Here is a 25,466-nt window from a genome sequence, read left to right as displayed (position 1 = left end):
CGATGTCCAATCGCGGCTGAAGCCGCTCCTACAGAGGTGAGCCTCAACTTTCCCGCAACACCGCCAGCGGGCTGGCATTGAGTGCCCGGCGCGTTCCGATTACACCGGCAGCGCCGACCAGTATCGCGCCAGCCACTGGCAGCAGCAGTAACCACGGGTGCGGTGCCCAGTGCAGGTCGAAGGCATAGCGATACAGTGCCCAGGTGATCAGTTCGCAGCCCAGTGCGGCCAGCACGCCGCTGGCCGCCCCGAGCAGGCCGAACTCGATGCGCCGCGCCTTGACCAGTAGCGGTCGCGTGGCCCCCAGCGCGCGCAGCAGCGCCCCCTGGCGGATACGCTCGTCGAGCGTCGCCTGCAGCCCGGCGAACAACACCGCCAGCCCGGCCGCCAGCACGAACAGCAGCACGTACTCCACCGCCAGGGTGACCTGGGCGAGGATGCTGCGCAGTTGGGCGAGCAGGGCATCGACCTGGAGGATGGTCACTGCCGGGAAGGCGCGTGACAGGGCCACCACTTCCTGGTCATGCCCTGGTGCCAGGTAGAAGCTGGTCAGGTAGGTGGCGGGCAGTCCCTGCAAGGTGCCGGGTTGGAAGATCATGTAGAAGTTCGGCTGGAAACTGTCCCAGTGCACTGTGCGCAGGCTGCTGACGCGTGCCTGGCGTTGCTGGCCGCCGATATCGAAGGTCAGCAGGTCGCCCAATTGCAGCTTGAGGCTCTGGGCCAGCTCTGCCTCCACGGAGACGCCAGGCACCTGGTCGCTGGAAGGTGCCTGTTGCCACCAGGTGCCGGCACTCAGGGCATTACCCTGGGGAAGCTCGGCGGCCCAGGTGAGGCTGAGGTCGCGCTGGATGGCGCGCTCGCCGGTTGACTCCTTGCTTACCAACTGACGAACCGGTTGATCGTTGATGTGCGTGAGGCGCCCGGGTATCACCGGGTACAGCGGTGCGGAAGTGGCGTTGATCTGCGCCAGGCGCTCGGTAAAGGGTTGGCGATCGTCAGCGAGAATGTTCAGGGCGAAATGGTTGGGGGCGTCCTTGGGCAATTGTGCCTGCCAGGTGTCGAGCAGTTCCGCGCGTAGCAGGGCGACCAGCCCCATGGCCAGCAGGATCAGGCCGAAGGCCAAGGTCTGGCCGGCGGCGGCCAGCGGGTGACGCAGCAACTGCCCCAGCCCCAGCCGCCAGGGGAGTGGGGCGTCGGCCAGAAGGCGGCGTAGGTTACGTAGCCCGAGCAGCAGCAGGCCGCCGAGCAGCAGGGCGGCGATCAACCCGCCACCGAGCAAGGCGAAGGTGAGCAGCAAGTCCAGGCTCAGGCGCCACATGATCAGGCCCAGGGCGAGCAGGGCGGCGCCATACACCAGCCAGCTGCTGGGAGGGATCGGTAGAAGATCGCGGCGCAGTACGCGCAAGGGCGGTACTCGGCCCAAGGCGGCCAGTGGAGGCAGGGCGAAGCCGGCCAGTGCCACCAGGCCGGTGCCGATCCCGGCCAGCGCTGGCGTAAGGCCGCCGGGTGGTACCTGGCTGGGCAGCAGGCCTTCGAGCAGGTGGAACAACCCCAGCTGCGCCAGCCAGCCGAGCAAGGCGCCGGCGAGCGCCGCGACCACGCCGAGCATGGCCAGTTGCAGGCAATAAAGGCCCAAAGCCTGGTGCCGGGACAATCCGAGGCAGCGCAACAACGCGCTGGCATCCAGGCGCCGCGCGGCATAGCGCGAGGCTGACAGGGCCACGGCGACGCCGGCCAGCAGCACGGCCACCAGGCTGGCCATGTTCAGGTAGCGTTCGGCCTTGCCCAGGGCGCCGCCGATCTGCCGGTTGCCATCACGGGTATCAAGCAAGCGCTGGTTGGCCGCCAAACTGTTCTCGGTGATCTGGCGATACTGCGCCAGGGGCTCGACATCGCCGCGCCAGAGATCGCGGTAGCTGACCCGGCTGCCTGGTTGGACGACCCCGGTGGCGTCAAGGTCGGCGAGGTTCATCAGTACCCGTGGGGTGAGGCTGTAGAAGTTGTTGGCGCGGTCCGGCTCGTAGGTGAGCACGCGGGTCATGCGCAAGGTCTTCATGCCCACATCGATACTGTCGCCAAGCGCCAGCCCGAGGGCCGCCAGCAGACGTGGTTCGACCCAGGCCTCACCCGGCGCCGGCCCGCCACCGACTGTCTCCTGCGCATAGGGTGCTGGCGCGCTGCGCAGTTGGCCGCGTAGCGGATAGGCGGGGTCGGTGGCCTTGATGCTCGACAGCTGGATGCCGCTATCGCCACCGACCACGCTGGTGAACTCCACCACCCGCGCATGGCTAAGGCCCAGTGCGGTACCGCTGGCAATCTGTTGTTCGCTGGGCGGGGCACTGCCCTGCAGGACAAGGTCGGCACCGAGGAACTCGCTGGCACGCAGTTGCATGGCAGCATTGAGCCGCGCGCCGAAGTAGCCGATGGCGGTGCTGGCGGCCACTGCCACAAGCAAGGCGAAGAACAGCACCCGCACTTCGCTGGCGCGGGCATCGCGCAGCAGCTGACGCAGGGCCAGGACGCACAGGCGCGGGAAAGACAGTCGGGTCATCATGGCTCCAGGGGCGCCACCAGGCGACCGGCGTCCAGGCGGATCCGGCGCCGGCAGCGGGTGGCCAGGCGCTCGTCGTGGGTGACCAGCACCAGCGTGGTGCCCCGCTCCTGGTTCAGCTCGAACAGCAGGTCGCTGATGCGCTCGCCGGTGTGGCTGTCGAGGTTGCCGGTGGGCTCGTCGGCGAACAGCACCGCGGGTTGCGCAGCAAAGGCACGGGCGATCGCCACCCGTTGCTGCTCGCCGCCGGAGAGCTGGCGTGGCGTGTGGCTCAGGCGCTTGCCCAGGCCGACCCGCTCGAGCAGGGTGCGGGCATGTTCGCGGGCGTCACGACGGCCATCCAGCTCCAGTGGCAGCATGACGTTCTCCAGGGCATTGAGGCTGTCGAGCAATTGGAATGATTGGAACACGAAGCCGACATGCTCGGCGCGCACCCGGGCGCGCTGGTCTTCGTCCAGCGGGCCAAGGTCGTGGCCGGCCAGCACGACCTTGCCGGCGCTGGGGCGGTCGAGGCCGGCGAGCAGGCCGAGCAGTGTCGACTTGCCCGAGCCCGAGGCGCCGACGATGGCCAGGCTGTCGCCCTGGGCGAGGTCGAGGGAGAGGGCGTGGAGGATGGTCAGGTCGCCTTCCGCGCTGGGGACCACTTTGCTAAGGTGCTGCGCAACGAGAATGCTGGGGCCCATGGAGAATCCGATGCGAATGTGGTGGTTGAGTGCCGGGCTTGCCCTGTGTTGCCTGGCCCAGGGCGCGATGGCCGGAACCGTGCTGGTTGTCGGCGATAGTATCAGCGCCGGTTTTGGCCTGGATACCCGCGAGGGGTGGGTCGAGCTGTTGCAGCAGCGCCTGAAGGACGAGGGTTTCGACGACCAGGTGGTCAATGCCTCGATCAGTGGCGACACCAGCGCGGGTGGTTCGGCGCGGCTGCCGGCGCTGCTTGTAGCGCACAAGCCGGGCCTGGTGGTGTTGGAGCTGGGGGGCAATGATGGCCTGCGCGGGCAGCCGCCACAGCAATTGCAACAAAATCTTGCCCTGATGATCGATCGTGCTCGCGAGTCCGGGGCCAAGGTCGTGCTGCTGGGCATGCGCCTGCCACCCAACTACGGCGTGCGCTATACCACTGCCTTCGCCCAGGTCTATGAGCAGTTGGCCAACGACAAGCAGGTGCCGTTGGTACCGTTTTTTCTGGAGGGTGTGGGCGGGGTGCCGGCGATGATGCAGGCCGATGGCATCCACCCGGCGCCGGTCGCCCAGCAGCGCTTGCTGGAAAATGCCTGGCCGACGATAAAACCCTTGTTGTGACGCTTTAATCGGGGGCCGCTTTCAGATACTGTTGCGCCCCCCGTTTCGAGTGCCCCCGATGCCGCGCCCCGCCTGGTCCCTGTACGCTTATCAACTGATCGAGCCCGACGAGCAGCTGGACCTGTTCGCCTGCCAGGAAGTGCGCATTCACCTGGCGGCCCGCCAGTTCGAGCTGGGCGTGCCGGTTGACCGTACCCTGTGCGGTGGCCTGCTGCCTGCGCAGCCGCGCTGGTCGGGGGTGGAGCGCACAATCTACCGCGACGATCGCCTGTGCCTGCTGTGCAAGGCGATCCTCGATGCCCAGCGGCGCGGCATGCGCCCGGTGTGGCCGGAGCTCTGAGCGCCTTTCATCATCTGAAACGCTTGCAGGACGCCTGCGCCTCCCGCTTGTTTCCGCGCGGGTGTACAATCGATCTCTTGACTGAACTTTCGAAGGATTTACCGGATGTTGCCGCGCTTTCCCGCCGTCGCCCGTAGCCTCTCGCTTGCCACCTTGCTGGTAGCAGGCCCCGCTGTTGCGCTGGAGCTGCCGTTGCCACCTCCCGGTGAGGACGTCGTCGGCCAGGTCCAGACCATCAAGGCCAAGTACGAAGACACTTTCGCCGATATTGGTACCGCCAACGACCTGGGCTACCTCGAGATGATCGCCGCCAACCCGGGTGTCGACCCGTGGCTGCCGGGTGCTGGTACCGAGATCGTCCTGCCCACCCGCTACGTCCTGCCGCCAGGGCCACGCGAAGGCGTCGTCATCAACCTCGCCGAGTATCGCCTGTACTACTACCCGAAAGGGCAGGGCGTGGTATACACCTTCCCTCTGGGTATCGGCCGTGAGGGTTGGGGCTCGCCAATCGCCAACACCAAGATCACCGCCAAGACCCCGAATCCGACCTGGACCCCGCCAGCGTCGATCCGTGCCGAGCATGCCGCCGATGGCGATATCCTGCCTGCGGTGGTGCCGGCAGGCCCCGACAACCCGCTGGGCCCGTTCAAGTTCACCCTGGGAGTGCCGGGCTACCTGATCCATGGTTCGAACAAGAAGTTCGGCATCGGCATGCGCACCAGTCACGGCTGCTTCCGCATGCTCAACAACAATGTGCTGGAGCTGTCGAAGATGGTGCCGGTGGGTACGCCGGTGCGGATCATCAACGAGCCCTACAAATTCGGTATCAGTGGCGGCAAGGTCTATCTCGAGGCGCACACGCCGCTGGACGACCATGGCAACCCGTCGGTGGTCGACAAGCACACCGCTGTCATCAACGCCTTGCTCAAGCGTGAAGACCTGGCCAACAACTTGCGCATGAACTGGGACATGGTGCGTGACGTGGTTGCTGCTGAAGATGGCATGCCCGTTGAAATCGCCGTGCCGGTCGGTACCGCTGGCGGAGCGCCGGTCGTGTCGAGCATTCCGCCCGAACTGCAGTAAGCCATTTCGTACTACTCTCGAGGGCCTGCCTTAGTGCAGGCCCTTTTTTGTTTGTGTGGCCTGGCGTTCTTCGGGCAATAAAAAAGCCGACCCACAAGTGGGTCGGCTCCATAACAATCCGTGAGGATTATTACTTGCGGCTGGCTTTGTCCAGCATACGCAGAGCGCGCTCGTTGGCTTCGTCAGCGGTCTGCTGAGCCTTCTGAGCAGCTGCCAGAGCGTCATCAGCTTTGCGGTAGGCTTCGTCTGCACGAGCCTGGGCGCGAGCTGCTGCGTCTTCGGTAGCAGTCAGGCGAGCTTCGGTTTCTTTGGATACGCTGCTGCAACCGGTAGCCAGAACTGCGGCCAGAGCCAGAGCAGAGAATTTCAGAACGTTGTTCATCGTGTTCCCCTTCAAGGACTTTCTATTAAATAGCCATCTCTCGGAAAAGAGAAACTGGCCGGCGTACATAGTACCCATTACTTGTAGTAAGTAAACTGACTGAGCGCAAGAACTGCAAAAAAAATGTCGCGATGGGGGGCGCGACGGGGTTTGTGAGCAAAGTGTGAAAATCTTGCGCGGCGTTCGCAAGCGATTGTAGTACGGGAACTTTTTTGTTGAACTAACGGTGACTTTAACTGTCGGCTGGCGTCTTAGCCCTAGAACATCCGGTTGCTGTTGTCTGGCCAGGGCATGATCGGGGAGGTTGCTGTCAGCATTTTCATACGTGGTGGCTTGAGCAATCTTGCAGGCGCCGCCTACTATTTGAGGGTGCCCTGCACGGCAGAACGATCCAGATCGTCCCGCTGTCCAACGGCCAACAGGTGGCGTAGAGGTTCCTCCGCCGGATAATCCCCATCGGTAAGGTAAGGGTCTGCCGACAAGACCTGCGAGGAGTAGTGATGAGCGAGACGCTGACCATCCACCATGACCAGGCGGGTCATCAGTTCGAGACCACCGTGGACGGTCACCGGGCCTACCTGACGTACATGGACCTGGGCAAGCAGACGCTGGATATCTATCGCACCTTCGTGCCCAATGCCTTGCGTGGCCGCGGGATCGCCGCCGCGCTGACCGAAGAGGCCCTGGCCTATGCCGAGCAGATGGGCTACACGGTGATTCCGTCCTGCTCCTACGTCGAGCGCTACATGGAGCGCCAGCAGCGCCACTCGAGCAAGGTTTGATCAGGCTTCACACATGAAAACGCCGGGCATTGCCCGGCGTTTTCGTTTGCGTGGCGGTCAGCCGCGCTGGCGCTTGGGGAGCACGTCCTTGAGCTTGGCGTGCATGCTGCGCAAGGTTTTCTCGGTGGCCGCCCAGTCGATGCAGGCGTCGGTCACCGACACGCCGTACTGCAGCTCGTCGAGGTTCTTCGGAATGGCCTGGCAACCCCAGTTCAGGTGGCTCTCGACCATCAGGCCGATGATCGACTGGTTGCCTTCGAGGATCTGGTTGGCGACGTTCTCCATCACCAGCGGCTGCAGGGCCGGATCCTTGTTGGAGTTGGCGTGGCTGCAGTCGACCATGATGTTGGGCTTGATCTTGGCCTTGGCCAGGTCTTGTTCACACAGGGCGACGCTGACCGAGTCGTAGTTGGGCTTGCCGTTGCCGCCGCGCAGCACCACATGGCCGTAGGCGTTGCCTTTGGTGGTGACGATCGATACGCCGCCTTCCTGGTTGATGCCGAGGAAGCGGTGCGGCTTGGAGACCGATTGCAGGGCGTTGATCGCCACGGTCAGGCCGCCATCGGTACCGTTCTTGAAACCGACCGCCGATGACAGGCCCGAAGCCATTTCGCGGTGGGTTTGCGATTCGGTGGTGCGGGCACCAATGGCCGACCAGCTGATCAGGTCCTGGAGATACTGCGGGGAGATCGGGTCGAGCGCTTCGGTGGCGGTGGGCAGGCCTTTTTCCGCGAGATCCAGCAGCAACTGGCGACCGATGTGCAGGCCGTCCTGGATCTTGAACGAGTCATCCAGGTACGGGTCGTTGATCAGGCCTTTCCAGCCCACCGTGGTGCGCGGTTTCTCGAAGTAGACGCGCATCACCAGGTAGAGCGTGTCGGAGACTTCTTCGGCCAGCACCTTGAGGCGCTCGGCATACTCGTGGGCGGCCTTGATGTCGTGGATCGAGCAGGGGCCGACCACGACGAACAGGCGATGATCCTTGCCGTCGAGGATATTGCGCACCACTTCGCGGCCGGCAGTCACGGTCTGCAGGGCTTTGGCGCTGAGGGGGATTTCCTTCTTGAGCTGATCAGGGGTGATCAAGGTCTCGTTGGAGGCAACGTTCAAGTCATCGATCGGTAAATCAGCCATCGTGTTACTCGTCAGGTCACGGGTGCCGGCCGCCAGCAATCCCCGTGCGGCCCAGCAGCAGTTTGTTCGCAGCGGGGAGCCCCGAACCTTAACGCGTTAGCGGGGGCACGACAATGGCCTGGGCCCGTAATCACGGGGTTTTTGCAGGCGAGGCGGGCTCAGGTGGGCGAGGGCGTGTGCAGGCTGGCCTCGGAGAAGGCGTCGGCGTGCTGGTCGACCCACTGCGCGGCCAGGCGCTGGGTGGTGTCGCTGTCCCGCTCGCCGGGTACTTGCTGCTGGCAATAATGATGGATCTGGCATACCTGTTCGCTCATGCGCGCGGCGAACAGCGCCTGGCTGTCGGTGAAGGCCACGCCCACCCGATAGCCCGCGTCGAGCTTCTGGCACCAGGCGACATAGCCGGGGTAGCGCGCATCCAGCCCCAGCGAGGGCATCAGCACCTCCACCGCCGTGCCGCGCCGGTAAGCACGTGGCTGGTTGCAGGCTATGCCGCCCAGGCCTTGGGTGTAGAGGTGACGACGAAAGAGGCTGGATGATGGACGCAGGGCCAGTTCGACAGGAATATCATCAGGATGGGGCAGGTATACGCACATGCTCGACTCCGTGTCGATTATTTGACCTTCATTGCCCCAGTATAGTGAGGGATCGAAAAACGGCGGGTTTGCGTGTAGAAAAACCGGACAAACAACAACGACACCCGATCAGGAGTGCAGCATGGTCCCTCGCAATATCCGTATCGGCATCATTGGCAGCGGCGCCATTGGTGGCTTCTATGGTCTGATGCTCGCCCGCGCCGGGTTCGATGTGCATTTTCTTTTGCGCAGCGAGTATGACGTGGTGCGCACCCAGGGCCTGAAACTCGACAGTGCCGTGCATGGCCAGCTACGGCTGGACAAGGTACAGGCCTACGCCTCGGCCACCGACATGCCGCCTTGCGACTGGTTGCTGGTCGGGGCGAAAGCCACCAGCAATGCCGAGTTGGCGCCACTGATCGTCCAGGTGGCGGCGCCGGGTGCAAAGGTGGTGTTGCTGCAGAATGGCCTGGGGGTGGAGGATCAGTTGCGCCCCGCCCTGCGTTCGGACATGCATCTGCTCGGTGGGCTCTGTTTTATCTGCGTGAACCGGGAGCGCCCCGGGGAAATCCGCCACCAGGCATTGGGTGCGGTCAACCTGGGTTATCACAGCGGGCCGGGTGGCCTGGCGGTGGTGGAAGAGGGCGCCGCGCTGTTCCGTGCCGCAGGCATCGACTCCCAGGCCATGGCCGATCTCAACCAGGCGCGCTGGCAGAAGCTGGTCTGGAACGTCCCCTATAACGGTCTTTCGGTGCTGCTCAAAGCCAGCACCACGCCCTTGATGAATGACCCCGACAGCCGTGCGCTGATCCAGGCGTTGATGGCCGAAGTGGTCGAGGGGGCCAAGGCGTGCGGGCATGATTTGCCGGAGGGGTACGCCGCCCACTTGTTCCGTGTCACCGAACAGATGCCGGACTATTGGCCGAGCATGCACCACGACCATGTCCAGCAGCGGCCGCTGGAACTGCAGGCGATCTATGGCGAACCCCTGGCCCGCGCGAGGGCGGCCGGATGCAGCCTGTCGCGCATGGAAGCGCTGTACCAGGCGCTGGCGTTCGTCGACCGGCGCAATCGCATGCCTTGACCCTCCCGCAGCCCGCGCCGGCAGCGCGCTGGACGGCAAGGCGCCAGTCCAGCGCGCTGCTAAGCTGAACCTTGCTCTGCCGCAGCGGCAGTCGAGGAGGTCGAATGATCCGTTCCATGCTGTACGCCACTGACCTCGGTGTGTACGCGCCTTTTGTCATGCAGCACGCGCTGGCGCTGGCGCGGACCTTCAACGCAGAGCTGTATGTCATTCATGCGGTGGAGCCGATGGGGCAGTTCGCCGAATCCCTCCTGCAGAGCTATCTCGACGAGCAGACCCTCGACGCCTTGCACAGCGAGGGGGTCAACACGGTAATGGCCAATATCGAGCAGCGGGTGCTGGACAACTTTCGCGAAGAGTTGGGTGAGGCGGCCGATCTTGCGCTGATTCGTGCGGTACGGGTGCGTCAGGGCGACCCGGCACAGGTGATCCTCGAACAGGCGCAGCGCCTGTCGGTCGACTTGCTGATTTTCGGCAGCCACAGCGCAGGCGCGGGGGTGGACGTCCCCATCGGTCGCACGGCGGTGCGGCTGCTGCAGCTGTCCCCGGTGCCGGTCTACATGGTGCCGCTTGCCCAACATCTTGGGCGTAGGAAAGGGTGAAAGTGGCGGTAGGTATTTTCCGGCGATCGTAACAAAATAGTTCTAGATTTATTTCTCAAGCCACTAATATAGTTATAACTCGTCGCTGCCGGCGCGCCGGTGACCTACCGCCTTTGAGGGATATCTATGAAGCTTCAGCAACTGCGCTACATCTGGGAAGTGGCGCACCATGACCTCAACGTTTCCGCGACGGCGCAGAGCCTGTACACCTCCCAGCCCGGTATCAGCAAACAGATCCGCCTGCTCGAGGACGAACTGGGCGTCGAAGTCTTCGCCCGCAGCGGCAAGCACCTGACCCGCGTCACCCCGGCCGGCGAGCGCATCATCAATACCGCCGGCGAGATCCTGCGCAAGGTCGAGAGCATCAAGCAGATCGCCCAGGAATTCTCCAACGAGAAGAAGGGCACGCTGTCCATCGCCACCACTCACACGCAAGCGCGCTATGCCTTGCCGCCGGTGATCAGCAACTTCATCAAGCAATACCCGGAAGTGGCCCTGCACATGCATCAGGGCTCGCCCATGCAGATCGCCGAGATGGCGGCCGATGGCACCGTCGATTTCGCCATCGCCACCGAGGCGCTGGAGCTGTTCGGCGACCTGATCATGATGCCTTGCTACAAGTGGAACCGTTGTGTGGTGGTGCCGCAGGGGCACCCGCTGACCAAGCTGCCGAAGCTGACGCTCGAAGCGGTGGCTGAATACCCGATCGTCACCTACGTGTTCGGTTTTACTGGCCGTTCCAAGCTGGACGAGGCCTTCAGCCACCGCGGCCTGACCCCGAAGGTGGTGTTCACCGCCGCCGACGCTGACGTGATCAAGACTTATGTGCGCCTGGGGCTGGGCGTGGGTATCGTGGCCAAGATGGCGGTCGATCCCAAGCTCGACAGCGACCTGGTGTGCCTGGATGCCAGCGAGCTGTTCGAGGCCAGCATCACCAAGATCGGTTTCCGCCGTGGCACCTTCTTGCGCGGCTTCATGTGCGATTTCATCGAGAAGTTCGCGCCGCACCTGACCCGTGAGGTGATGGCCAAGGCGATCCAGTGCCACAACAAGCAGGAGCTGGAAGAGCTGTTCGAGGGCGTCGAGCTGCCGGTGCATTGATTCGAGATAGTACGGGGCCGCTTTGCGGCCCATCGCGGCACAAGGCCGCTCCTACAGGTATTGCAGCGCATTTGCAGGCGGCGCTGTACCTGTAGGAGCGGCCTTGTGCCGCGATGGGCCGTGAAACGGCCCCTTCTAGTTATGCCTTGGTAATCAGGTTGCCGGCATGCAGCCCGCATTCCTTCTGCGTCGACTCTTCCCACCACCAGCGCCCCTCGCGCTCATGCTGGTTCGGCAACACCGGCCGGGTGCACGGCTCGCAACCGATGCTGATGAAGCCACGCTCATGCAGGCTGTTGTACGGCAGCTCGAGCATGCGGATGTAACCCCAGACTTCCTCGCTGGTCATCTGCGCCAGCGGGTTGAATTTGTACAGAGGGCGCTCGGGGGTGGAAAAGGCGCTGTCGATCTCCAGCGCCGCCACCTGGCTGCGGGTGCCGGGGCTCTGGTCGCGGCGCTGGCCGGTGGCCCAGGCGCTCACGGTGGCCAGCTTGCGGCGCAGCGGTTCGATCTTGCGGATGCCGCAGCATTCACCGTGACCGTCCTTGTAGAAGCTGAACAGGCCCTTCTCCTTGACGAACGGGTCGAGCTTGTCGCGGTCGGGGCTGAGGATCTCGATGGGCAGGTTGTACTGTTCGCGCACCTGGTCGATGAAACGATAGGTTTCCGGGTGCAGGCGCCCGGTGTCGAGGCTGAACACCTTGACCTGCTTGTTCAGCCGCCAGGCCATGTCCACCAGCACCACATCCTCGGCGCCACTGAAGGAGATCCACAGATCGTCGCCGAAGTGTTCGAAGGCGAGCTTGAGGATCTCCTGCGGGGACTTGCTGGCGTAGGTCGCGGCCAGGGCGGCGACGTCGAAGGGTTGGCTCATCAGGCGGTTTCCATCAGGTGAGTGGCGCTGTGCGCTCGTAGTGTCCAGATGGTAACAAAAAATGGCGGCTTGGACTGCGGCGGCCGATTCGCCGGCAAGCCGGCTCCTACCGGTTTGCTGGCGATGTTTTACAAGCTTTGCAGTGTTTCCATCAGCACCCGCACCTTGGCGATCGACTCTTCGTATTCGGCCTGCCAGTGCGAGTCGGCAACCACCGCGCCGCCGCCCCAGCAACTGACCTGGCCATCCTTGACCAGCAGGCTGCGGATGGCGATGGAACTGTCCATCTCGCCGCGAACATCGATGTACAGCAGCGAGCCGCAGTACAGCGCCCGGCGGGTGGGCTCCAGCTCGTCGATGATCTGCATGGCGCGGATCTTCGGCGCGCCGGTGATCGAGCCGCCCGGGAAGCTGCCGCCGATCAGGTCCAGCGCGTCGCGGCCAGCGGCCAGGCGCCCGGTGACGCTGCTGACCAGGTGGTGGACGTTGGGGTAGCTCTCCAGGCTGAACAGTTCCGGCACCTTCACCGAACCGATCTCGCAGGTGCGGCCGATGTCGTTGCGCAGCAGGTCGACGATCATCAGGTTTTCCGAGCGGTCCTTCGTGCTGTTCAGCAGCTCGTCGGCGTTGCGTGCATCCTCGATGGGGTCGCTGGCGCGCGGACGGGTGCCCTTGATCGGACGGGTCTCGACTTCACCTTGGCTGATGCGGATGAAGCGCTCGGGAGAAAAGCTGAGCAGGGCGGTACTGGCATCCAGCTGCTGGTACCCGGAAAACGGCGTCGGGCACGCAGCGCGCAGGGCTTGGTAGGCGTGCCACGGATCGCCCTGGCAGGGCGCGCGGAAGCGCTGGGTCAAGTTGATCTGGTAACAGTCGCCGGCCTGGATGTACTGCTGGACCTTGTCGAATGCGGTGCGGTATTGCTCGGGGGCCAGGTCACCGGCCATGGGGGCGAGCAGGTGGAACGCACCAGGCGCGGCCTGGGCTGGTGTCGCGAACAGCTGGACCAGGCGGTTCCGCTCGGTCGTTTCGAGGCTGGGGTGGAACACCAACTGGCTGCGCTGTACATGGTGGTCGGTCACAAGTGCCCAGTCATAGAGGCCCAGGTGAGCGTCAGGTAGACCGAGGTCGTCCGCAGCTTCGGCTGGCAGATGCTCCAGGCGGCGTCCAAAGTCGTAGCTCAGGTAGCCGATCAGCCCGCCGGCGAATGGCAGTTCCACACCTTCAGGCAGTTGTGCCGTGCCCAGGTCGGCCAGCGCCTGACGCAAGCGGTGCAGGTAGCCTTGGCCGGTTTCGTCCGGTTGTGCCAGCAGCTGTTGCCGTGGCCAGGCGCTGAGCAGGTCGAAGCGGCCGCGCTCGGCATGGGGGCGGGCGCTGTCGAGCAGGATCGCGCCTGGCGCTGTGCGCAGGCGTGCGAAATAGAACGCGGGGTCGGGCTGGTAGGGCAGGGGGTGGAGCGTACAGGTCGGCATCAGAATGGACGGCGATGAAAAAGCGAGGGAGGCGATTGTAGACCTGTGTAGGAAATGCGCCTAGCACTGGCAACGACATTCACTATCCGGATTTGCGCAATCCCCCTGTAGGAGCGGCCTTGCGCCGCGAAAGGGCCGCAAAGCGGCCCCGAGATTCAGCGTTGATGCAGAGATTGCCGGGGCTGCTTTGCAGCCCTTTCGCGGCACAAGGCCGCTCCTACATCGAGCGCGGCTACAGCGGCTGAACGTGCCCGAACAGCCCTTGCGACACCCGCACGCGTTGCGCGGCATCCTCGGTGCGGCCTTCCTTCGCCAGCATCTCCAGGTGCGCTTCGATGGCGTGGGTACGCTGGGTGAGCCCGCAGTCGTTGGCAATCTGGATGTTCAGGCCGGGGCGGGCGTTGAGCTCGAGGATCAGCGGCCCCTTGTCCTGGTCCAGCACCATGTCCACGCCGATGTAGCCCAGGCCACACAATTCGTAGCAGCTGGCGGCGAGCTTCATGAAGCCGTCCCAGTTGGGCAGCTGCACGCCGTCCACTGCGTTGGTGGTGTCCGGGTGCTTGCTGATGATCTTGTTCAGCCAGGTGCCGCGCAGTGTCAGGCCCGTGGCCAGGTCCACGCCCACGCCGATGGCGCCCTGGTGCAGGTTGGCCTTGCCACCGGATTGGCGGGTGGGCAGGCGCAGCATGGCCATCACCGGGTAGCCCATCAGCACGATGATGCGGATGTCCGGCACGCCTTCGTAGCTGATGCTCTTGAAGATCTGGTCCGGGGTGACCCGGTACTCGATGAGCGCACGGTCGCGGTGCCCGCCCAGCGAGTAGAGACCGGTGAGGATGCTGGAGATCTGGTGCTCGATCTCCTCGTGGCTGATGATCTTGCCCGATACCGTGCGGTAGCGGTCCTCGAAGCGGTCGGCGATCACCAGGATGCCGTCACCGCCAGCCCCCTGGGCCGGCTTGATGACGAAGTCGTTGCGCTCGCCGATGATCTCGTCGAGCTTCTCGATCTGCTTCTCGGTCTCGATGATGCCGTACATCTCCGGCACATGGATGCCGGCCGCCAGCGCGCGCTCCTTGGTGATGATCTTGTCGTCGACGATCGGGTACAGGTGGCGCTTGTTGTACTTCAACACGTAGTCCGCGTTGCGCCGGTTGATACCCATGATGCCCCGGGCCTCCAGGGCTTTCCATGTCTTGAACAGGCCGAACATCAGGCGTCAGCCTTCTTCAGGAAGGCCTTGAAGCGCACGAGCTCGGTCAGGCGGTAGCCGCGGTAGCGACCCATCGCCAGCATGAAGCCCACCAGGATCAGCAGCACCGCCGGGAAGGTGAAGACGAAGTAGGTCAGCTCCGGCACGGTCATCAGCAGGTGCGCGACAGAGGCGGCGAACAGGGTGCCGATGGCCACTTTCATGGCGTGGCCGCCACCGCGCTCTTCCCAGGTGATCGACAGGCGTTCGATGGTCATGGTCAGGATCACCATCGGGAACAGTGCCACCGACAGGCCGCGTTCAAGGCCCAGCTTGTGGCTGAACAGGCTGATGGCGGCAATCAGCACCACGACGAAGGTCAGCACCACCGACAGGCGCGGCAGCATCTGTAGCTTGAGGTGTTCGAGATACGAGCGTAGCGACAGGCCCAGGGCGGTGATCACCGTGAACAGCACGATACCGAAGCCCAGCTGCGTCTCGCGGAAGGCCAGGGCGATCAGCACCGGGGTGAAGGTACCCAGGGTCTGGATGCCGATCAGGTTGCGCAGCACCAGGATCACCAGCACGCCGATCGGGATCATCACCATGATCATGAAGGTCTGCTGGGTTTGCAGCGGCAGGCCGTACAGCGAGTACTCGAGGAAATCGGCGTCGGTGTTCTCGTCGGTCAGCTTGGCCAGGCGGATGGCGTTCATCTCGCTGTTGTTCATGCTGAAGGTGACGTTGGCTTTCTTGCCGCCATCGACGGTGATCAGGTTCTCGTCGCCGGTCCACCACAGCAGGCGGTCGGCGGGCAGGCCTTGTTCACCGGTGTCCGGGTTGAAATACAGCCAGTCGTTGCCGTTGAAGCTGCGCAGCCACAGTTCAGGGGTTTGCGGGGTGTCGGCAATCAGGCGGATGGTGTGGACTTTCTCCAGCGGCACGTGGGCGATGGACAGCAGCAAGTCGATGACCTGGGCCTTCTTCATCGACGAAGTGTCGCCAGCCAGCAGCAGCTTGACGTTGTCGTCGTTGAGATTGTTGACACGCTTGATGGTCTCGCCGACGAAGGTCTCGACGTCGGCAGAGTGTTGACGGATCGGTGCCATCAGCGCTTCGGCGGCGATCTTCTCCGGGCCCTCGAGGGCCAGGCTGTCGCGGAAGGTCGGGCCCTTGATCTTGGCTTTCTCGTTGCTGTAGCGCTTGGTCAGCACCAGGCGGTAGTAGAGGGTCTGGTTGCCACTGGCGCGGCGGGCCGACCAGGTGACCTTGCGGTTGCCGTCGACGCGGTTGACGCTCACCCCATAGTTGTTGGAGATGAAGCTCTCGTTGAGGCTCACATAGTCGCGGTTCAGCGGCGGCACGAACATCTGCACCTTGACCGGGTCCTTGGCGCTGGCGACGAACTCGACCTTGGCGTCGATGTTCCACAGGTCGTCGGTTTCATCCTCGGTCACCGGGATACCTAGGGCGAAGATCTGATAGGCCGTGATCGCCACGCCCAGCAACACCAGGACGGTGATCAAGACTTTCAGGTGGAGGGTAAGAGAGCGCATCGGAATTACTCTGCTTTGGGAGCTTCGGTGGCACAGGCAGGTTTGCCGGCCGCGTATTTAAGGCTTGGGTCGACCAGGGCACCAAAGTGCTTGAGGGCCTCGGAGCCGATCAGCAGCGGGAACTGGAAGGCGCTGCGGTCGGTGAGGTTGACCTCGATGGTGCGTCGTGTCTGGCCCATGCAGATATCGAGCTCGATGACCGGGCGGGCGGTGTAGGCCTTGCCGGATTCGGCGTCATAGTCCCCGGCGCGGCGCTTGATCTTGCTGACCCGGGCCAGGGGGCGTTCGATAGGGTGTTTGTGGGCGGCGTCGATGGCCAGGTAGAAACGTACCCAGCTCTCGCCGTCGCGCTTGAACCGTTTGATGTCACGGGCGCTGAGCGAGGCGGTCTTGGCGCCGGTATCGAGCTTGGCCGCCACCTCCAGGTCCAGGTCGCCCAGGCGGGCATATTCGTTCAGACCGTACACGGTCTTTTCCGCCGCGGGCGCGAGGGCCGGCAGCAGGGTCAGGCAGAGCAGCAGTGAAGCGGGTATGAGTCTCATAATCCTGGCGCGGTGCTGTGCGGGGTTCAGGGCAAGGCGACTGGCCAAGCGTCCTCATGAGTGTGTCGGTAGCATGAAAAGATGACAGACACGCGATCCATGCTCCGAAAGGAGCGCGGCATTCTATCACGCCGATGTCTTGACGCCAGCGCGCCCGCGATCAGACCGCCGGGAGGCGGGGTAAGTTCGTTATTAGACGATTGTCGACAATATTCTTTTTGTCTTTGACTCGAAGCCTTGGTTTAGCTAGTTTTGCCGTCATTGATTTTGAAGGTGTCGACAATCATGCTGGACACAGCCCAGGCAGCCACGATCAACCAGGACGAGACCGAGACCCTCTCGGAGAACGTCTTCCGGCGCATCCAGGCGGCCATCGTCAAGGGTGAAATCGCCCCCGGCAGCAAGATTTCCGAACCGGAGCTGGCGCGCACCTACGGCATCAGCCGCGGCCCGCTGCGCGAGGCGATCCACCGCCTGGAAGGCCAGCGCCTGCTGGTGCGCGTGCCCCATGTCGGGGCGCGGGTGGTGTCGCTGAGCCACGCCGAGCTGATCGAACTGTACGAGATCCGTGAATCGCTCGAGGGCATGGCCTGCCGCCTGGCCGCCGAGCGCATGAGCCAGGCGGCCATCGACGAGCTGCGCCACGTACTCGACACCCACGAGCGCGATGCCGCGTTCCAGGCCGGGCAGGGCTACTACCAGCAGGAAGGCGACTACGACTTCCACTACCGGATCATCCAGGGCAGTGGCAACCAGACCCTCTACAAGATGCTGTGCGGCGAGCTGTACCAGCTGGTGCGCATGTACCGCATCCAGTTCTCCACCACGCCCAACCGGCCACGCCAGGCCTTCGCCGAACACCACCGTATCCTCGACGCCATCGAGGCCCGCGACGGCGAGCTCGCAGAACTCCTGATGCGCCGCCACATCGGCGCGTCCAAGCGCAATATCGAGCGCCACTACCAGGGCGCCGACAACAATAGCCCACGAGGTGAGTCATGACAGTGAAGAGCACCCCCGGCCAGCGTTTCCGTGACGCGGTTGCCGCCGAACATCCGCTGCAGGTGGTCGGGACCATCAACGCCAACCACGCCCTGCTGGCCAAGCGCGCCGGGTTCAAGGCGATCTACCTGTCCGGCGGCGGTGTCGCCGCCGGTTCCCTGGGCCTGCCGGACCTGGGCATCAGTGGCCTGGACGACGTGCTCACCGACGTGCGCCGCATCACCGACGTGTGCGACCTGCCGCTGCTGGTGGATGTCGACACCGGCTTCGGTGCCTCGGCCTTCAACGTCGCCCGTACCGTCAAGTCGATGAGCAAGTTCGGCGCTGCGGCGATCCACATCGAGGACCAGGTCGGCGCCAAACGCTGCGGCCACCGCCCGAACAAGGAGATCGTCAGCCAGCAGGAGATGGTCGACCGCATCAAGGCGGCGGTGGATGCCCGTACCGACGACAGCTTCGTGATCATGGCGCGCACCGACGCCCTGGCGGTGGAAGGCCTGAACGCCGCGCTGGACCGTGCCGCGGCTTGTGTCGAAGCCGGCGCCGACATGATCTTCCCGGAAGCGATCACCGAACTGTCGATGTACAAGACCTTCGCCGACCGGGTGAAGGCGCCGATCCTGGCCAACATCACCGAGTTTGGTGCCACGCCGCTGTACACCACCGAAGAGCTGGCCTCGGTCGACGTGTCGCTGGTGCTGTACCCGCTGTCGGCGTTCCGCGCCATGAACAAGGCCGCCGAGAACGTCTACACCGCGCTGCGCCGCGACGGTACGCAGAAGAACGTGATCGACACCATGCAGACCCGCATGGAGCTCTACGATGCCATCGGTTACCACGCCTTCGAGCAGAGCCTCGATGCGCTGTTCGCGCAGAAGAAGGGATAAGTGCATGCCTGTGCCGGCCCGCTCCCACAGGTTTGCGAAACACCGCTGTACCTGTAGGGGCCGGCTTGCCGGCGAACAGGCCCGACACCCGATTAGCCAGAAAAGACTTCGATAACAAATTCAAGAAAGGAGAAACACCATGGCCGAAGCAAAAGTACTCAGTGGCGCAGGCCTGCGTGGCCAGGTGGCCGGGCAGACCGCGCTGTCGACCGTCGGCCAGGCCGGTGCCGGCCTGACCTACCGCGGCTATGACGTGCGCGACCTGGCCGCCGGCGCCGAGTTCGAGGAAGTCGCCTATCTGCTGCTGTACGGCGAGCTGCCAAGCAAGGCCGAGCTCGCCGACTACAAGCGCAAGCTCAAGGGGCTGCGTGACCTGCCGCAAGCGCTGAAGGAAGTCCTCGAGCGCATCCCGCGCGACGCCCACCCGATGGACGTGATGCGCACCGGTTGCTCGGTGCTCGGCACCCTGGAACCGGAGCTGACCTTCGATGCCCAGCGCGACAAGACCGACCGCCTGCTGGCGCTGTTCCCGGCGGTGATGTGCTACTGGTACCGCTTCACCCACCACGGTGTACGCATCGATTGCACCAGCGATGAAGAGACGATTGGCGGCCACTTCCTGCACCTGCTGCATGGCAAGAAGCCCAGCGAACTGCACGTCAAGGTGATGAACGTCTCGCTGATTCTTTATGCGGAGCACGAATTCAACGCCTCGACCTTCACCGCCCGGGTCTGCGCCTCGACCCTGTCCGACCTGTACTCCTGCGTGACCGCCGCCATCGGTTCGTTGCGCGGCCCGCTGCACGGTGGCGCCAACGAGGCGGCGATGGAGCTGATCGAACGCTTCCAGACCCCGCAGGAAGCCACCGCCGAGCTGCTGCGCATGCTTGAGCGCAAGGACAAGATCATGGGCTTCGGCCACGCGATCTACAAAGAGTCCGACCCGCGCAACGAGGTGATCAAGGGCTGGTCGAAAAAGCTCGCCGACGAAGTGGGCGACAGCGTGCTGTACCCGGTTTCCGAGGCCATCGACAAGACCATGTGGGAACAGAAGCGCCTGTTCCCCAACGCCGACTTCTACCATGCCTCGGCGTATCACTTCATGGGCATCCCGACCAAGCTGTTCACCCCGATCTTCGTCTGCTCGCGCCTGACCGGCTGGGCTGCGCACGTGTTCGAGCAGCGCGCCAACAACCGCATCATCCGCCCAAGCGCCGAGTATGTCGGCGTCGAGCAACGCCAGTTCGTGCCGATCGAGCAACGCTGAGTCAGCCCGCGATCCCTGTAGGAGCCAGCCTTGCTGGCGAACCCCGGTGACGCCGGGTCTGGGGGCGCTTCGCCGCCCATCGCCAGCAAGGCTGGCTCCTACAGGGACGCAGGGCGGCCGCAACAGCACCGACCTTACCGTGATTGAGTCCCTGTGCCATGAATACAGAATTTCGCAAGCCCCTGCCAGGCACCGCCCTGGACTACTTCGACGCCCGTGCCGCGGTCGAGGCGATCAAGCCCGGCGTTTATGACGGCCTGCCGTACACCTCCCGCGTGCTGGCCGAAAACCTCGTGCGCCGTTGCGATCCAGCCACCCTCAACGCCTCGCTCGAGCAACTGATCGAGCGCAAGCGCGACCTCGACTTCCCCTGGTTCCCGGCCCGCGTCGTCTGCCACGACATCCTCGGCCAGACCGCGCTGGTGGACCTGGCCGGCCTGCGCGACGCCATCGCCGACAAGGGCGGTGACCCGGCCCAGGTCAACCCGGTGGTGCCGGTGCAGTTGATCGTCGACCACTCGCTGGCCGTGGAGTGCGGCGGCTTCGACCCACAGGCGTTCGAGAAGAACCGCGCCATCGAGGATCGCCGCAACGAGGACCGTTTCCACTTCATCAACTGGACCAAGAAGGCGTTCAAGAACGTCGACGTGATCCAGCCGGGCAACGGCATCATGCACCAGATCAACCTGGAGAAAATGTCGCCGGTGATCCACAGCGACCGTGGCGTCGCCTACCCGGACACCTGCGTCGGCACCGACAGCCACACCCCGCACGTCGATGCCCTGGGCGTGATCGCCATCGGCGTCGGTGGCCTGGAGGCCGAGAACGTGATGCTGGGGCGCGCGTCGTGGATGCGCCTGCCGGAAATCGTCGGCGTCGAGCTGACGGGCCGCCTGGCCCCCAACATCACCGCCACTGACCTGGTGCTGGCGCTCACCGAGTTCCTGCGCAAGCAGAAAGTGGTCGGCGCCTACCTCGAGTTCCACGGTGCCGGCGCCAGCGCGCTGACCCTGGGCGACCGCGCCACCATCTCCAACATGGCCCCGGAATACGGAGCCACCGCGGCGATGTTCGCCATCGACCAGCAGACCATCGACTACCTCAAGCTCACCGGCCGCGACGAGCAGCAGGTGCAGTTGGTGGAGACCTACGCCAAGGTCGCCGGCCTGTGGGCCGACAGCCTGGCCAAGGCCGAATACGAGCGCACCCTGAGCTTCGACCTGTCGAGCGTGGTGCGCAACATGGCCGGCCCGTCCAACCCGCACGCCCGGGTGTCCACCAGCGACCTGGCGGCCAAGGGCATTGCCGGCCAGTGGCAGGAAGTACCGGGGCAGATGCCGGATGGCGCGGTGATCATCGCCGCCATCACCAGCTGCACCAACACCAGTAACCCGCGCAACGTGATCGCTGCGGGCCTGCTGGCGCGCAATGCCAACAAGCTCGGGCTTGCCCGCAAACCCTGGGTGAAGTCGTCGCTGGCGCCTGGCTCCAAGACCGTGCAGCTGTACCTGAAAGAAGCGGGGCTGGAGCAGGAACTGGAGCAGTTGGGCTTTGGCATCGTCGCCTTTGCCTGCACCACCTGCAACGGCATGTCTGGCGCGTTGGACCCGGTGATCCAGCAGGAGATCATCGACCGCGACCTGTACGCCACCGCCGTGCTGTCGGGCAACCGCAACTTCGACGGGCGCATCCACCCCTACGCCAAGCAGGCCTTCCTGGCCTCGCCGCCGCTGGTGGTGGCCTACGCCATTGCCGGCACCATCCGCTTCGACATCGAGAAGGATGTGCTTGGCGTGGTCGACGGCAAGGAAATCCGCCTGATGGATATCTGGCCGAGCGATGAAGAAATCGACGCCGTGGTGCGTGCTTCGGTGAAACCGGAGCAATTCCGCCAGGTGTACATCCCGATGTTCGCCATCGAAGAGGACAGGGGGCCGAAGGTTGCGCCGCTGTACGAATGGCGCCCGATGAGCACCTACATCCGCCGCCCGCCGTACTGGGAAGGCGCCCTGGCCGGCGAGCGCACCTTGCGTGGCATGCGCCCGCTGGCGGTGCTGCCGGACAACATCACCACCGACCACCTGTCGCCGTCCAACGCCATCATGCTCGACAGCGCCGCCGGCGAGTACCTGGCGAAGATGGGCCTGCCGGAGGAGGACTTCAACTCCTACGCCACCCACCGCGGCGACCACCTGACCGCGCAGCGCGCCACCTTCGCCAACCCCAAGCTGTTCAACGAGATGGTGCGCAAGGACGACGGCAGCGTGAAGCAGGGTTCGCTGGCGCGCATCGAGCCGGAAGGCAAGGTGACCCGGATGTGGGAAGCCATCGAAACCTACATGCAGCGCAAGCAGCCGCTGATCATCGTCGCCGGTGCCGACTACGGCCAGGGCTCGTCCCGCGACTGGGCGGCCAAGGGCGTGCGCCTGGCGGGGGTCGAGGCGATCGTTGCCGAAGGCTTCGAGCGCATCCACCGCACCAACCTGGTGGGCATGGGTGTGTTGCCGCTGGAGTTCAAGCCGGGCACCGACCGCAAGATGCTGGGGCTGGACGGTAGCGAGACTTATGACGTGCTGGGCGAGCGCACGCCTCGCGCGACGCTGACCCTGGTAGTCACGCGGCGTGATGGCGAGCGTGTCGAGGTGCCGGTGACCTGCCGCCTGGATACGGCTGAAGAAGTGTCGATCTACGAGGCGGGTGGGGTGCTGCAGCGCTTTGCCCAGGACTTCCTGGAAGGCGTGGCCTGAGCCGTGTTCGCCGGCAAGCCGGCTCCTACAGGGGGCTTGATCTTCTGTAGGAGCCGGCTTGCCGGCGAAAGGGCCCTAGGGTGCTCTGTTTTCATTTCAGACAGGACAGCAATGCAATGGCACACGTACCGCAAATAAAAATCCCCGCCACCTACATCCGTGGCGGTACCAGCAAAGGCGTGTTCTTCCGCCTCCAGGACCTGCCCGAGCAGGCCCAGGTCCCCGGCCCGGCCCGCGACGCCCTGCTGTTGCGGGTGATCGGCAGCCCCGACCCGTACGGCAAGCAGATCGACGGCATGGGTGGCGCCACCTCCAGCACCAGCAAGACGGTAATCCTCTCGCAAAGCATCAAGGCCGACCACGACGTCGACTACCTGTTCGGCCAGGTGTCGATCGACAAAGCCTTCGTCGACTGGAGCGGCAACTGCGGCAACCTGTCCGCCGCGGTCGGCTCGTTCGCCATTGCCAGTGGCCTGGTCGATGCTGCGCGCCTCCCACGCAACGGCATCGCCACCGTGCGCATCTGGCAGGCCAACATCGGCAAGACCATCATCGCCCATGTGCCGATCACCGATGGCGAAGTGCAGGAAACCGGCGACTTCGAACTCGACGGCGTGACCTTCCCGGCCGCCGAGGTGCAACTGGAGTTCCTCGACCCGGCCGCCGACGAGGACGGCGACGGCGGGGCGATGTTCCCCACCGGCAACCTGGTCGACGACCTCGAGGTGCCGGGTGTCGGCACCTTCAAGGCAACCCTGATCAACGCCGGCATCCCCACCATCTTCGTCAACGCCGCCGACCTCGGCTACACCGGTACCGAGCTGCAGGATGCGGTCAATGGTGATGCTGCGGCACTGGCCCGTTTCGAGACCATCCGTGCCCATGGCGCAGTGCGCATGGGCTTGATCGCGCATGTCGACCAGGCGGCCGGGCGTCAGCACACGCCCAAGGTCGCTTTCGTCGCGGCGCCGACCACCTACACTGCTTCCAGTGGCAAGACGGTCAATGCCGAAGAAGTCGACCTGCTGGTGCGCGCGCTGTCGATGGGCAAGTTGCACCACGCGATGATGGGCACCGCCGCGGTGGCCATCGGCACGGCGGCGGCGATTCCCGGAACCCTGGTCAACCTTGCGGCCGGCGGGGGAGCGCGTAGCGCCGTGCGCTTTGGGCACCCATCCGGCACGTTGCGGGTCGGTGCCGAGGCACGTCAGGTTGATGGGCAGTGGACCGTGACCAAGGCCATCATGAGCCGCAGCGCTCGGGTGCTGATGGAGGGCTGGGTGCGCGTGCCTGGCGACAGCTTCTAACGCACCAACGGCGCACGGCTTTCGTTGTGCGGGGCCGCTGTGCGGCCCTTCGCGGGACAAGCCCGCTCCTACAGGATTTGCGCGGACCTGTAGGAGCGGGCTTGTCCCGCGAAGGGCTGCACAGCAGCCCCCGTTATCAAGGAGCCGCCAATGAGCGCCAACGTCGACTTCAACACTCGCCCCGACTACGACCAGATCCTGCAGGCTATCGCCGACTACGTCCTCGACTATCGCGTCGACTCCGCCGAAGCCCTCGACACCGCCCGCAATTGCCTGATGGATACCCTGGGCTGCGGCCTGCTGGCCCTGCGCTTCCCCGAATGCACCAAGCTGCTCGGCCCGCTGGTCGAGGGCACCGTGGTCCCCCACGGCGCACGGGTGCCCGGCACCAGCTACCGGCTGGACCCGGTCAAGGCCGCCTGGGACATTGGCTGTACCGTCCGCTGGCTGGACTACAACGACACCTGGCTGGCGGCGGAGTGGGCCCACCCCTCGGACAACATCGGCGGCATCCTTGCCGTCGCCGACCATCTTTCGCAAAAGCGTGTGGCCGGTGGCGAGGCGCCGCTGACCATGCGCACTGTGCTCGATGCGATGGTCATGGCCCATGAGATCCAGGGTGTGCTGGCGTTGGAAAACGCGTTCAACCGGGTCGGCCTGGATCATGTGCTGCTGGTCAAGGTGGCTTCCACGGCGGTCTGCGCCAAGCTCATGGGCGCCAACCGCGAACAACTGCTGTCGGCGCTGTCCCATGCCTTCGTCGACGGCCAGGCCTTGCGCACCTACCGTCACGCACCCAATGCCGGTTCGCGCAAGTCGTGGGCGGCGGGGGATGCCTCCAGTCGCGGGGTGCGCCTGGCCGATATCGCCATGCGTGGCGAAATGGGCGTGCCCAGCGTGCTGACGGCGGCGCAGTGGGGGTTCTACGACGTGTCGTTCAGCCACACCAACAAGGACCTGGCGCTCAAGCCTGACGAACAGCAGGCACTGCGCCTGCCCCAGGCCTTTGGCAGCTATGTGATGGAGAACGTGCTGTTCAAGGTCAGCTTTCCCGCCGAGTTCCATGCGCAGACTGCCTGCGAGGCGGCGCTGGTCCTGCATCCGCAGGTGCGCAACCGCCTGCACGAGGTCACGCGGATCGTCATCACCACCCAGGAGTCGGCGATCCGCATCATTTCCAAGGAGGGCCCGCTGGCCAATGCCGCCGACCGCGATCATTGCCTGCAGTACATGACTGCCGTGCCGCTGATCTTCGGTAGCCTGGTGGCCGAGCATTACGAGGATGCTTTCCACGCGGCGCACCCGAGCATCGACCGCCTGCGCGAGAAGATGGAGGTCGTCGAGGCACCGCGATTCAGCCGCGAATACCTGGAGCCTGACAAGCGTTCGATCGCCAACGGCCTGCAGGTGTTTTTCAAGGATGGCAGCCATACGCAGGAAGTGGTGGTGGAGTACCCGGTCGGCCATCGTCGGCGCCGGGCAGAGGGGATACCGTTGCTGGAGGCCAAGTTCAGGGAGAACCTGGCGACGCGGTTTGTTCGGCAGCGGTGTGAGCAGATTCTGGCGCTGTGCAAGAACCAGGCTGCGCTAGAAGCCATGCCGGTGCACAGGTTTGTCGATCTGTTCGTGATCTGAGGGCCTCTTCGCGGCTGAAGCCGCTCCCACGGGTCCATCGTAGTCTTAAAGATTT

At 64.5% G+C, this 25,466-nt stretch carries 23 protein-coding genes; 13 read left to right on the top strand and 10 right to left on the bottom strand.

What is annotated here, in order from left to right:
* Positions 1 to 43: 43 nt before the first annotated feature.
* Together NGM28_RS18785 and NGM28_RS18780 are read right to left on the bottom strand one after the other, a co-directional pair.
* The gene (locus NGM28_RS18785) at positions 44 to 2,551 is read right to left on the bottom strand and encodes an ABC transporter permease (protein ID WP_252091090.1); all 2,508 of its coding nucleotides are present in this window, start codon (positions 2,549 to 2,551) and stop codon (positions 44 to 46) included.
* On the bottom strand, positions 2,551 to 3,234 hold the full coding sequence (locus tag NGM28_RS18780; protein WP_240064975.1) for an ABC transporter ATP-binding protein: 684 nt from the start codon (positions 3,232 to 3,234) through the stop codon (positions 2,551 to 2,553). Before NGM28_RS18780 ends, NGM28_RS18785 begins: the two co-directional genes overlap by 1 nt.
* Positions 3,235 to 3,244: 10 nt before the next feature.
* On the opposite strand from NGM28_RS18780, the gene NGM28_RS18775 reads away from it, so the two are divergent.
* From NGM28_RS18775 to NGM28_RS18765, 3 genes are all read left to right on the top strand, one after another.
* Complete coding sequence (locus NGM28_RS18775) at positions 3,245 to 3,850, top strand: arylesterase (protein WP_240064974.1); 606 nt, start codon at positions 3,245 to 3,247, stop codon at positions 3,848 to 3,850.
* Positions 3,851 to 3,908: 58 nt separating this feature from the next.
* Entirely contained in the window at positions 3,909 to 4,190 is a 282-nt protein-coding gene (locus NGM28_RS18770; protein ID WP_213660400.1) for a hypothetical protein, read from the top strand.
* 105 nt (positions 4,191 to 4,295) lie between these two features.
* The gene (locus NGM28_RS18765) at positions 4,296 to 5,273 is read left to right on the top strand and encodes a L,D-transpeptidase family protein (RefSeq protein ID WP_240064973.1); all 978 of its coding nucleotides are present in this window, start codon (positions 4,296 to 4,298) and stop codon (positions 5,271 to 5,273) included.
* A gap of 130 nt (positions 5,274 to 5,403) precedes the next feature.
* Here the strand turns inward: NGM28_RS18765 and oprI are convergent, their stop codons facing one another.
* Complete coding sequence (gene oprI, locus NGM28_RS18760; RefSeq protein ID WP_003259780.1) at positions 5,404 to 5,655, bottom strand: outer membrane lipoprotei OprI; 252 nt, start codon at positions 5,653 to 5,655, stop codon at positions 5,404 to 5,406.
* 500 nt (positions 5,656 to 6,155) lie between these two features.
* Here oprI and NGM28_RS18755 point away from each other — a divergent pair, with 500 nt between their 5' ends.
* Positions 6,156 to 6,437, top strand: coding sequence for a GNAT family N-acetyltransferase (locus NGM28_RS18755; RefSeq protein ID WP_011533135.1), 282 nt, complete (start codon positions 6,156 to 6,158; stop codon positions 6,435 to 6,437).
* A 57-nt stretch (positions 6,438 to 6,494) separates the two neighbouring features.
* Here NGM28_RS18755 and NGM28_RS18750 read toward each other — a convergent pair whose 3' ends face one another.
* A complete protein-coding gene (locus NGM28_RS18750; protein ID WP_011533136.1) occupies positions 6,495 to 7,571 on the bottom strand; it encodes a 3-deoxy-7-phosphoheptulonate synthase in 1,077 nt (358 codons plus the stop codon).
* A gap of 158 nt (positions 7,572 to 7,729) precedes the next feature.
* Positions 7,730 to 8,164: a PilZ domain-containing protein gene (locus tag NGM28_RS18745; RefSeq protein ID WP_240064972.1), complete on the bottom strand. Its 435-nt coding sequence runs from the start codon at positions 8,162 to 8,164 to the stop codon at positions 7,730 to 7,732.
* 121 nt (positions 8,165 to 8,285) lie between these two features.
* Here NGM28_RS18745 and NGM28_RS18740 point away from each other — a divergent pair, with 121 nt between their 5' ends.
* The 3 genes from NGM28_RS18740 to cysB all read left to right on the top strand — a co-directional run bounded on the left by NGM28_RS18740 (position 8,286) and on the right by cysB (position 10,930).
* Positions 8,286 to 9,227 (top strand): putative 2-dehydropantoate 2-reductase, encoded by a 942-nt coding sequence (locus NGM28_RS18740; RefSeq protein ID WP_252091089.1) that lies wholly within the window; start codon positions 8,286 to 8,288, stop codon positions 9,225 to 9,227.
* 104 nt (positions 9,228 to 9,331) lie between these two features.
* Positions 9,332 to 9,829, top strand: a complete 498-nt coding sequence (locus NGM28_RS18735) for a universal stress protein (protein WP_240064970.1) — start codon at positions 9,332 to 9,334, stop codon at positions 9,827 to 9,829.
* 126 nt (positions 9,830 to 9,955) lie between these two features.
* The gene (gene cysB, locus NGM28_RS18730; RefSeq protein ID WP_240064969.1) at positions 9,956 to 10,930 is read left to right on the top strand and encodes an HTH-type transcriptional regulator CysB; all 975 of its coding nucleotides are present in this window, start codon (positions 9,956 to 9,958) and stop codon (positions 10,928 to 10,930) included.
* Positions 10,931 to 11,069: 139 nt separating this feature from the next.
* Here cysB and NGM28_RS18725 read toward each other — a convergent pair whose 3' ends face one another.
* The 5 genes from NGM28_RS18725 to rloA form a co-directional block, all read right to left on the bottom strand.
* Positions 11,070 to 11,804 (bottom strand): phosphoadenylyl-sulfate reductase, encoded by a 735-nt coding sequence (locus tag NGM28_RS18725; protein ID WP_252091088.1) that lies wholly within the window; start codon positions 11,802 to 11,804, stop codon positions 11,070 to 11,072.
* Positions 11,805 to 11,932: 128 nt separating this feature from the next.
* The gene (gene pabB, locus NGM28_RS18720; protein WP_252091087.1) at positions 11,933 to 13,276 is read right to left on the bottom strand and encodes an aminodeoxychorismate synthase component I; all 1,344 of its coding nucleotides are present in this window, start codon (positions 13,274 to 13,276) and stop codon (positions 11,933 to 11,935) included.
* Positions 13,277 to 13,508: 232 nt separating this feature from the next.
* On the bottom strand, positions 13,509 to 14,489 hold the full coding sequence (locus NGM28_RS18715; RefSeq protein ID WP_240064966.1) for an alpha-L-glutamate ligase-like protein: 981 nt from the start codon (positions 14,487 to 14,489) through the stop codon (positions 13,509 to 13,511).
* Positions 14,489 to 16,024 (bottom strand): osmotic stress tolerance membrane protein RloB, encoded by a 1,536-nt coding sequence (gene rloB / locus NGM28_RS18710; RefSeq protein ID WP_240064965.1) that lies wholly within the window; start codon positions 16,022 to 16,024, stop codon positions 14,489 to 14,491. The genes NGM28_RS18715 and rloB overlap by 1 nt, the downstream gene beginning before the upstream one ends.
* Positions 16,025 to 16,029: 5 nt before the next feature.
* Positions 16,030 to 16,566 carry a retropepsin-like aspartic peptidase RloA gene (rloA, locus tag NGM28_RS18705; protein WP_240064964.1) on the bottom strand — a complete coding sequence of 179 codons (537 nt, stop codon included), beginning with the start codon at positions 16,564 to 16,566 and terminating at the stop codon, positions 16,030 to 16,032.
* A 285-nt stretch (positions 16,567 to 16,851) separates the two neighbouring features.
* On the opposite strand from rloA, the gene NGM28_RS18700 reads away from it, so the two are divergent.
* From NGM28_RS18700 to prpD, 6 genes are all read left to right on the top strand, one after another.
* The gene (locus NGM28_RS18700) at positions 16,852 to 17,568 is read left to right on the top strand and encodes a GntR family transcriptional regulator (RefSeq protein WP_240064963.1); all 717 of its coding nucleotides are present in this window, start codon (positions 16,852 to 16,854) and stop codon (positions 17,566 to 17,568) included.
* Complete coding sequence (prpB, locus tag NGM28_RS18695; protein ID WP_232855879.1) at positions 17,565 to 18,455, top strand: methylisocitrate lyase; 891 nt, start codon at positions 17,565 to 17,567, stop codon at positions 18,453 to 18,455. The genes NGM28_RS18700 and prpB overlap by 4 nt, the downstream gene beginning before the upstream one ends.
* Before the next feature lie 139 nt (positions 18,456 to 18,594).
* A complete protein-coding gene (gene prpC / locus NGM28_RS18690; RefSeq protein ID WP_252091086.1) occupies positions 18,595 to 19,722 on the top strand; it encodes a bifunctional 2-methylcitrate synthase/citrate synthase in 1,128 nt (375 codons plus the stop codon).
* Between the two features lie 158 nt (positions 19,723 to 19,880).
* Positions 19,881 to 22,469: a Fe/S-dependent 2-methylisocitrate dehydratase AcnD gene (gene acnD / locus NGM28_RS18685; RefSeq protein WP_252091085.1), complete on the top strand. Its 2,589-nt coding sequence runs from the start codon at positions 19,881 to 19,883 to the stop codon at positions 22,467 to 22,469.
* A 116-nt stretch (positions 22,470 to 22,585) separates the two neighbouring features.
* Positions 22,586 to 23,776, top strand: coding sequence for a 2-methylaconitate cis-trans isomerase PrpF (gene prpF, locus NGM28_RS18680; protein WP_252091084.1), 1,191 nt, complete (start codon positions 22,586 to 22,588; stop codon positions 23,774 to 23,776).
* Positions 23,777 to 23,926: 150 nt separating this feature from the next.
* Positions 23,927 to 25,411 carry a 2-methylcitrate dehydratase gene (gene prpD / locus NGM28_RS18675; protein WP_240064959.1) on the top strand — a complete coding sequence of 495 codons (1,485 nt, stop codon included), beginning with the start codon at positions 23,927 to 23,929 and terminating at the stop codon, positions 25,409 to 25,411.
* Positions 25,412 to 25,466: the final 55 nt, after the last annotated feature.

Source organism: Pseudomonas sp. MWU13-3659 (assembly GCF_023757525.1).
GTDB classification, from domain to species: Bacteria; Pseudomonadota; Gammaproteobacteria; order Pseudomonadales; family Pseudomonadaceae; genus Aquipseudomonas; species Aquipseudomonas entomophila_E.
Note: the sequence above shows the minus strand (reverse complement) of the source record. Positions and strands in the feature narration are given on the sequence as shown.

Coding starts and splice junctions, on each gene's coding strand:
- NGM28_RS18785 (WP_252091090.1), bottom strand. CDS start 2,551: ATGACCCGACTGTCTTTCCCGCGCCTGTGCGTCCTGGCCCTGCGTCAG.
- NGM28_RS18780 (WP_240064975.1), bottom strand. CDS start 3,234: ATGGGCCCCAGCATTCTCGTTGCGCAGCACCTTAGCAAAGTGGTCCCC.
- NGM28_RS18775 (WP_240064974.1), top strand. CDS start 3,245: ATGCGAATGTGGTGGTTGAGTGCCGGGCTTGCCCTGTGTTGCCTGGCC.
- NGM28_RS18770 (WP_213660400.1), top strand. CDS start 3,909: ATGCCGCGCCCCGCCTGGTCCCTGTACGCTTATCAACTGATCGAGCCC.
- NGM28_RS18765 (WP_240064973.1), top strand. CDS start 4,296: ATGTTGCCGCGCTTTCCCGCCGTCGCCCGTAGCCTCTCGCTTGCCACC.
- oprI (WP_003259780.1), bottom strand. CDS start 5,655: ATGAACAACGTTCTGAAATTCTCTGCTCTGGCTCTGGCCGCAGTTCTG.
- NGM28_RS18755 (WP_011533135.1), top strand. CDS start 6,156: ATGAGCGAGACGCTGACCATCCACCATGACCAGGCGGGTCATCAGTTC.
- NGM28_RS18750 (WP_011533136.1), bottom strand. CDS start 7,571: ATGGCTGATTTACCGATCGATGACTTGAACGTTGCCTCCAACGAGACC.
- NGM28_RS18745 (WP_240064972.1), bottom strand. CDS start 8,164: ATGTGCGTATACCTGCCCCATCCTGATGATATTCCTGTCGAACTGGCC.
- NGM28_RS18740 (WP_252091089.1), top strand. CDS start 8,286: ATGGTCCCTCGCAATATCCGTATCGGCATCATTGGCAGCGGCGCCATT.
- NGM28_RS18735 (WP_240064970.1), top strand. CDS start 9,332: ATGATCCGTTCCATGCTGTACGCCACTGACCTCGGTGTGTACGCGCCT.
- cysB (WP_240064969.1), top strand. CDS start 9,956: ATGAAGCTTCAGCAACTGCGCTACATCTGGGAAGTGGCGCACCATGAC.
- NGM28_RS18725 (WP_252091088.1), bottom strand. CDS start 11,804: ATGAGCCAACCCTTCGACGTCGCCGCCCTGGCCGCGACCTACGCCAGC.
- pabB (WP_252091087.1), bottom strand. CDS start 13,276: ATGCCGACCTGTACGCTCCACCCCCTGCCCTACCAGCCCGACCCCGCG.
- NGM28_RS18715 (WP_240064966.1), bottom strand. CDS start 14,489: ATGTTCGGCCTGTTCAAGACATGGAAAGCCCTGGAGGCCCGGGGCATC.
- rloB (WP_240064965.1), bottom strand. CDS start 16,024: ATGCGCTCTCTTACCCTCCACCTGAAAGTCTTGATCACCGTCCTGGTG.
- rloA (WP_240064964.1), bottom strand. CDS start 16,566: ATGAGACTCATACCCGCTTCACTGCTGCTCTGCCTGACCCTGCTGCCG.
- NGM28_RS18700 (WP_240064963.1), top strand. CDS start 16,852: ATGCTGGACACAGCCCAGGCAGCCACGATCAACCAGGACGAGACCGAG.
- prpB (WP_232855879.1), top strand. CDS start 17,565: ATGACAGTGAAGAGCACCCCCGGCCAGCGTTTCCGTGACGCGGTTGCC.
- prpC (WP_252091086.1), top strand. CDS start 18,595: ATGGCCGAAGCAAAAGTACTCAGTGGCGCAGGCCTGCGTGGCCAGGTG.
- acnD (WP_252091085.1), top strand. CDS start 19,881: ATGAATACAGAATTTCGCAAGCCCCTGCCAGGCACCGCCCTGGACTAC.
- prpF (WP_252091084.1), top strand. CDS start 22,586: ATGGCACACGTACCGCAAATAAAAATCCCCGCCACCTACATCCGTGGC.
- prpD (WP_240064959.1), top strand. CDS start 23,927: ATGAGCGCCAACGTCGACTTCAACACTCGCCCCGACTACGACCAGATC.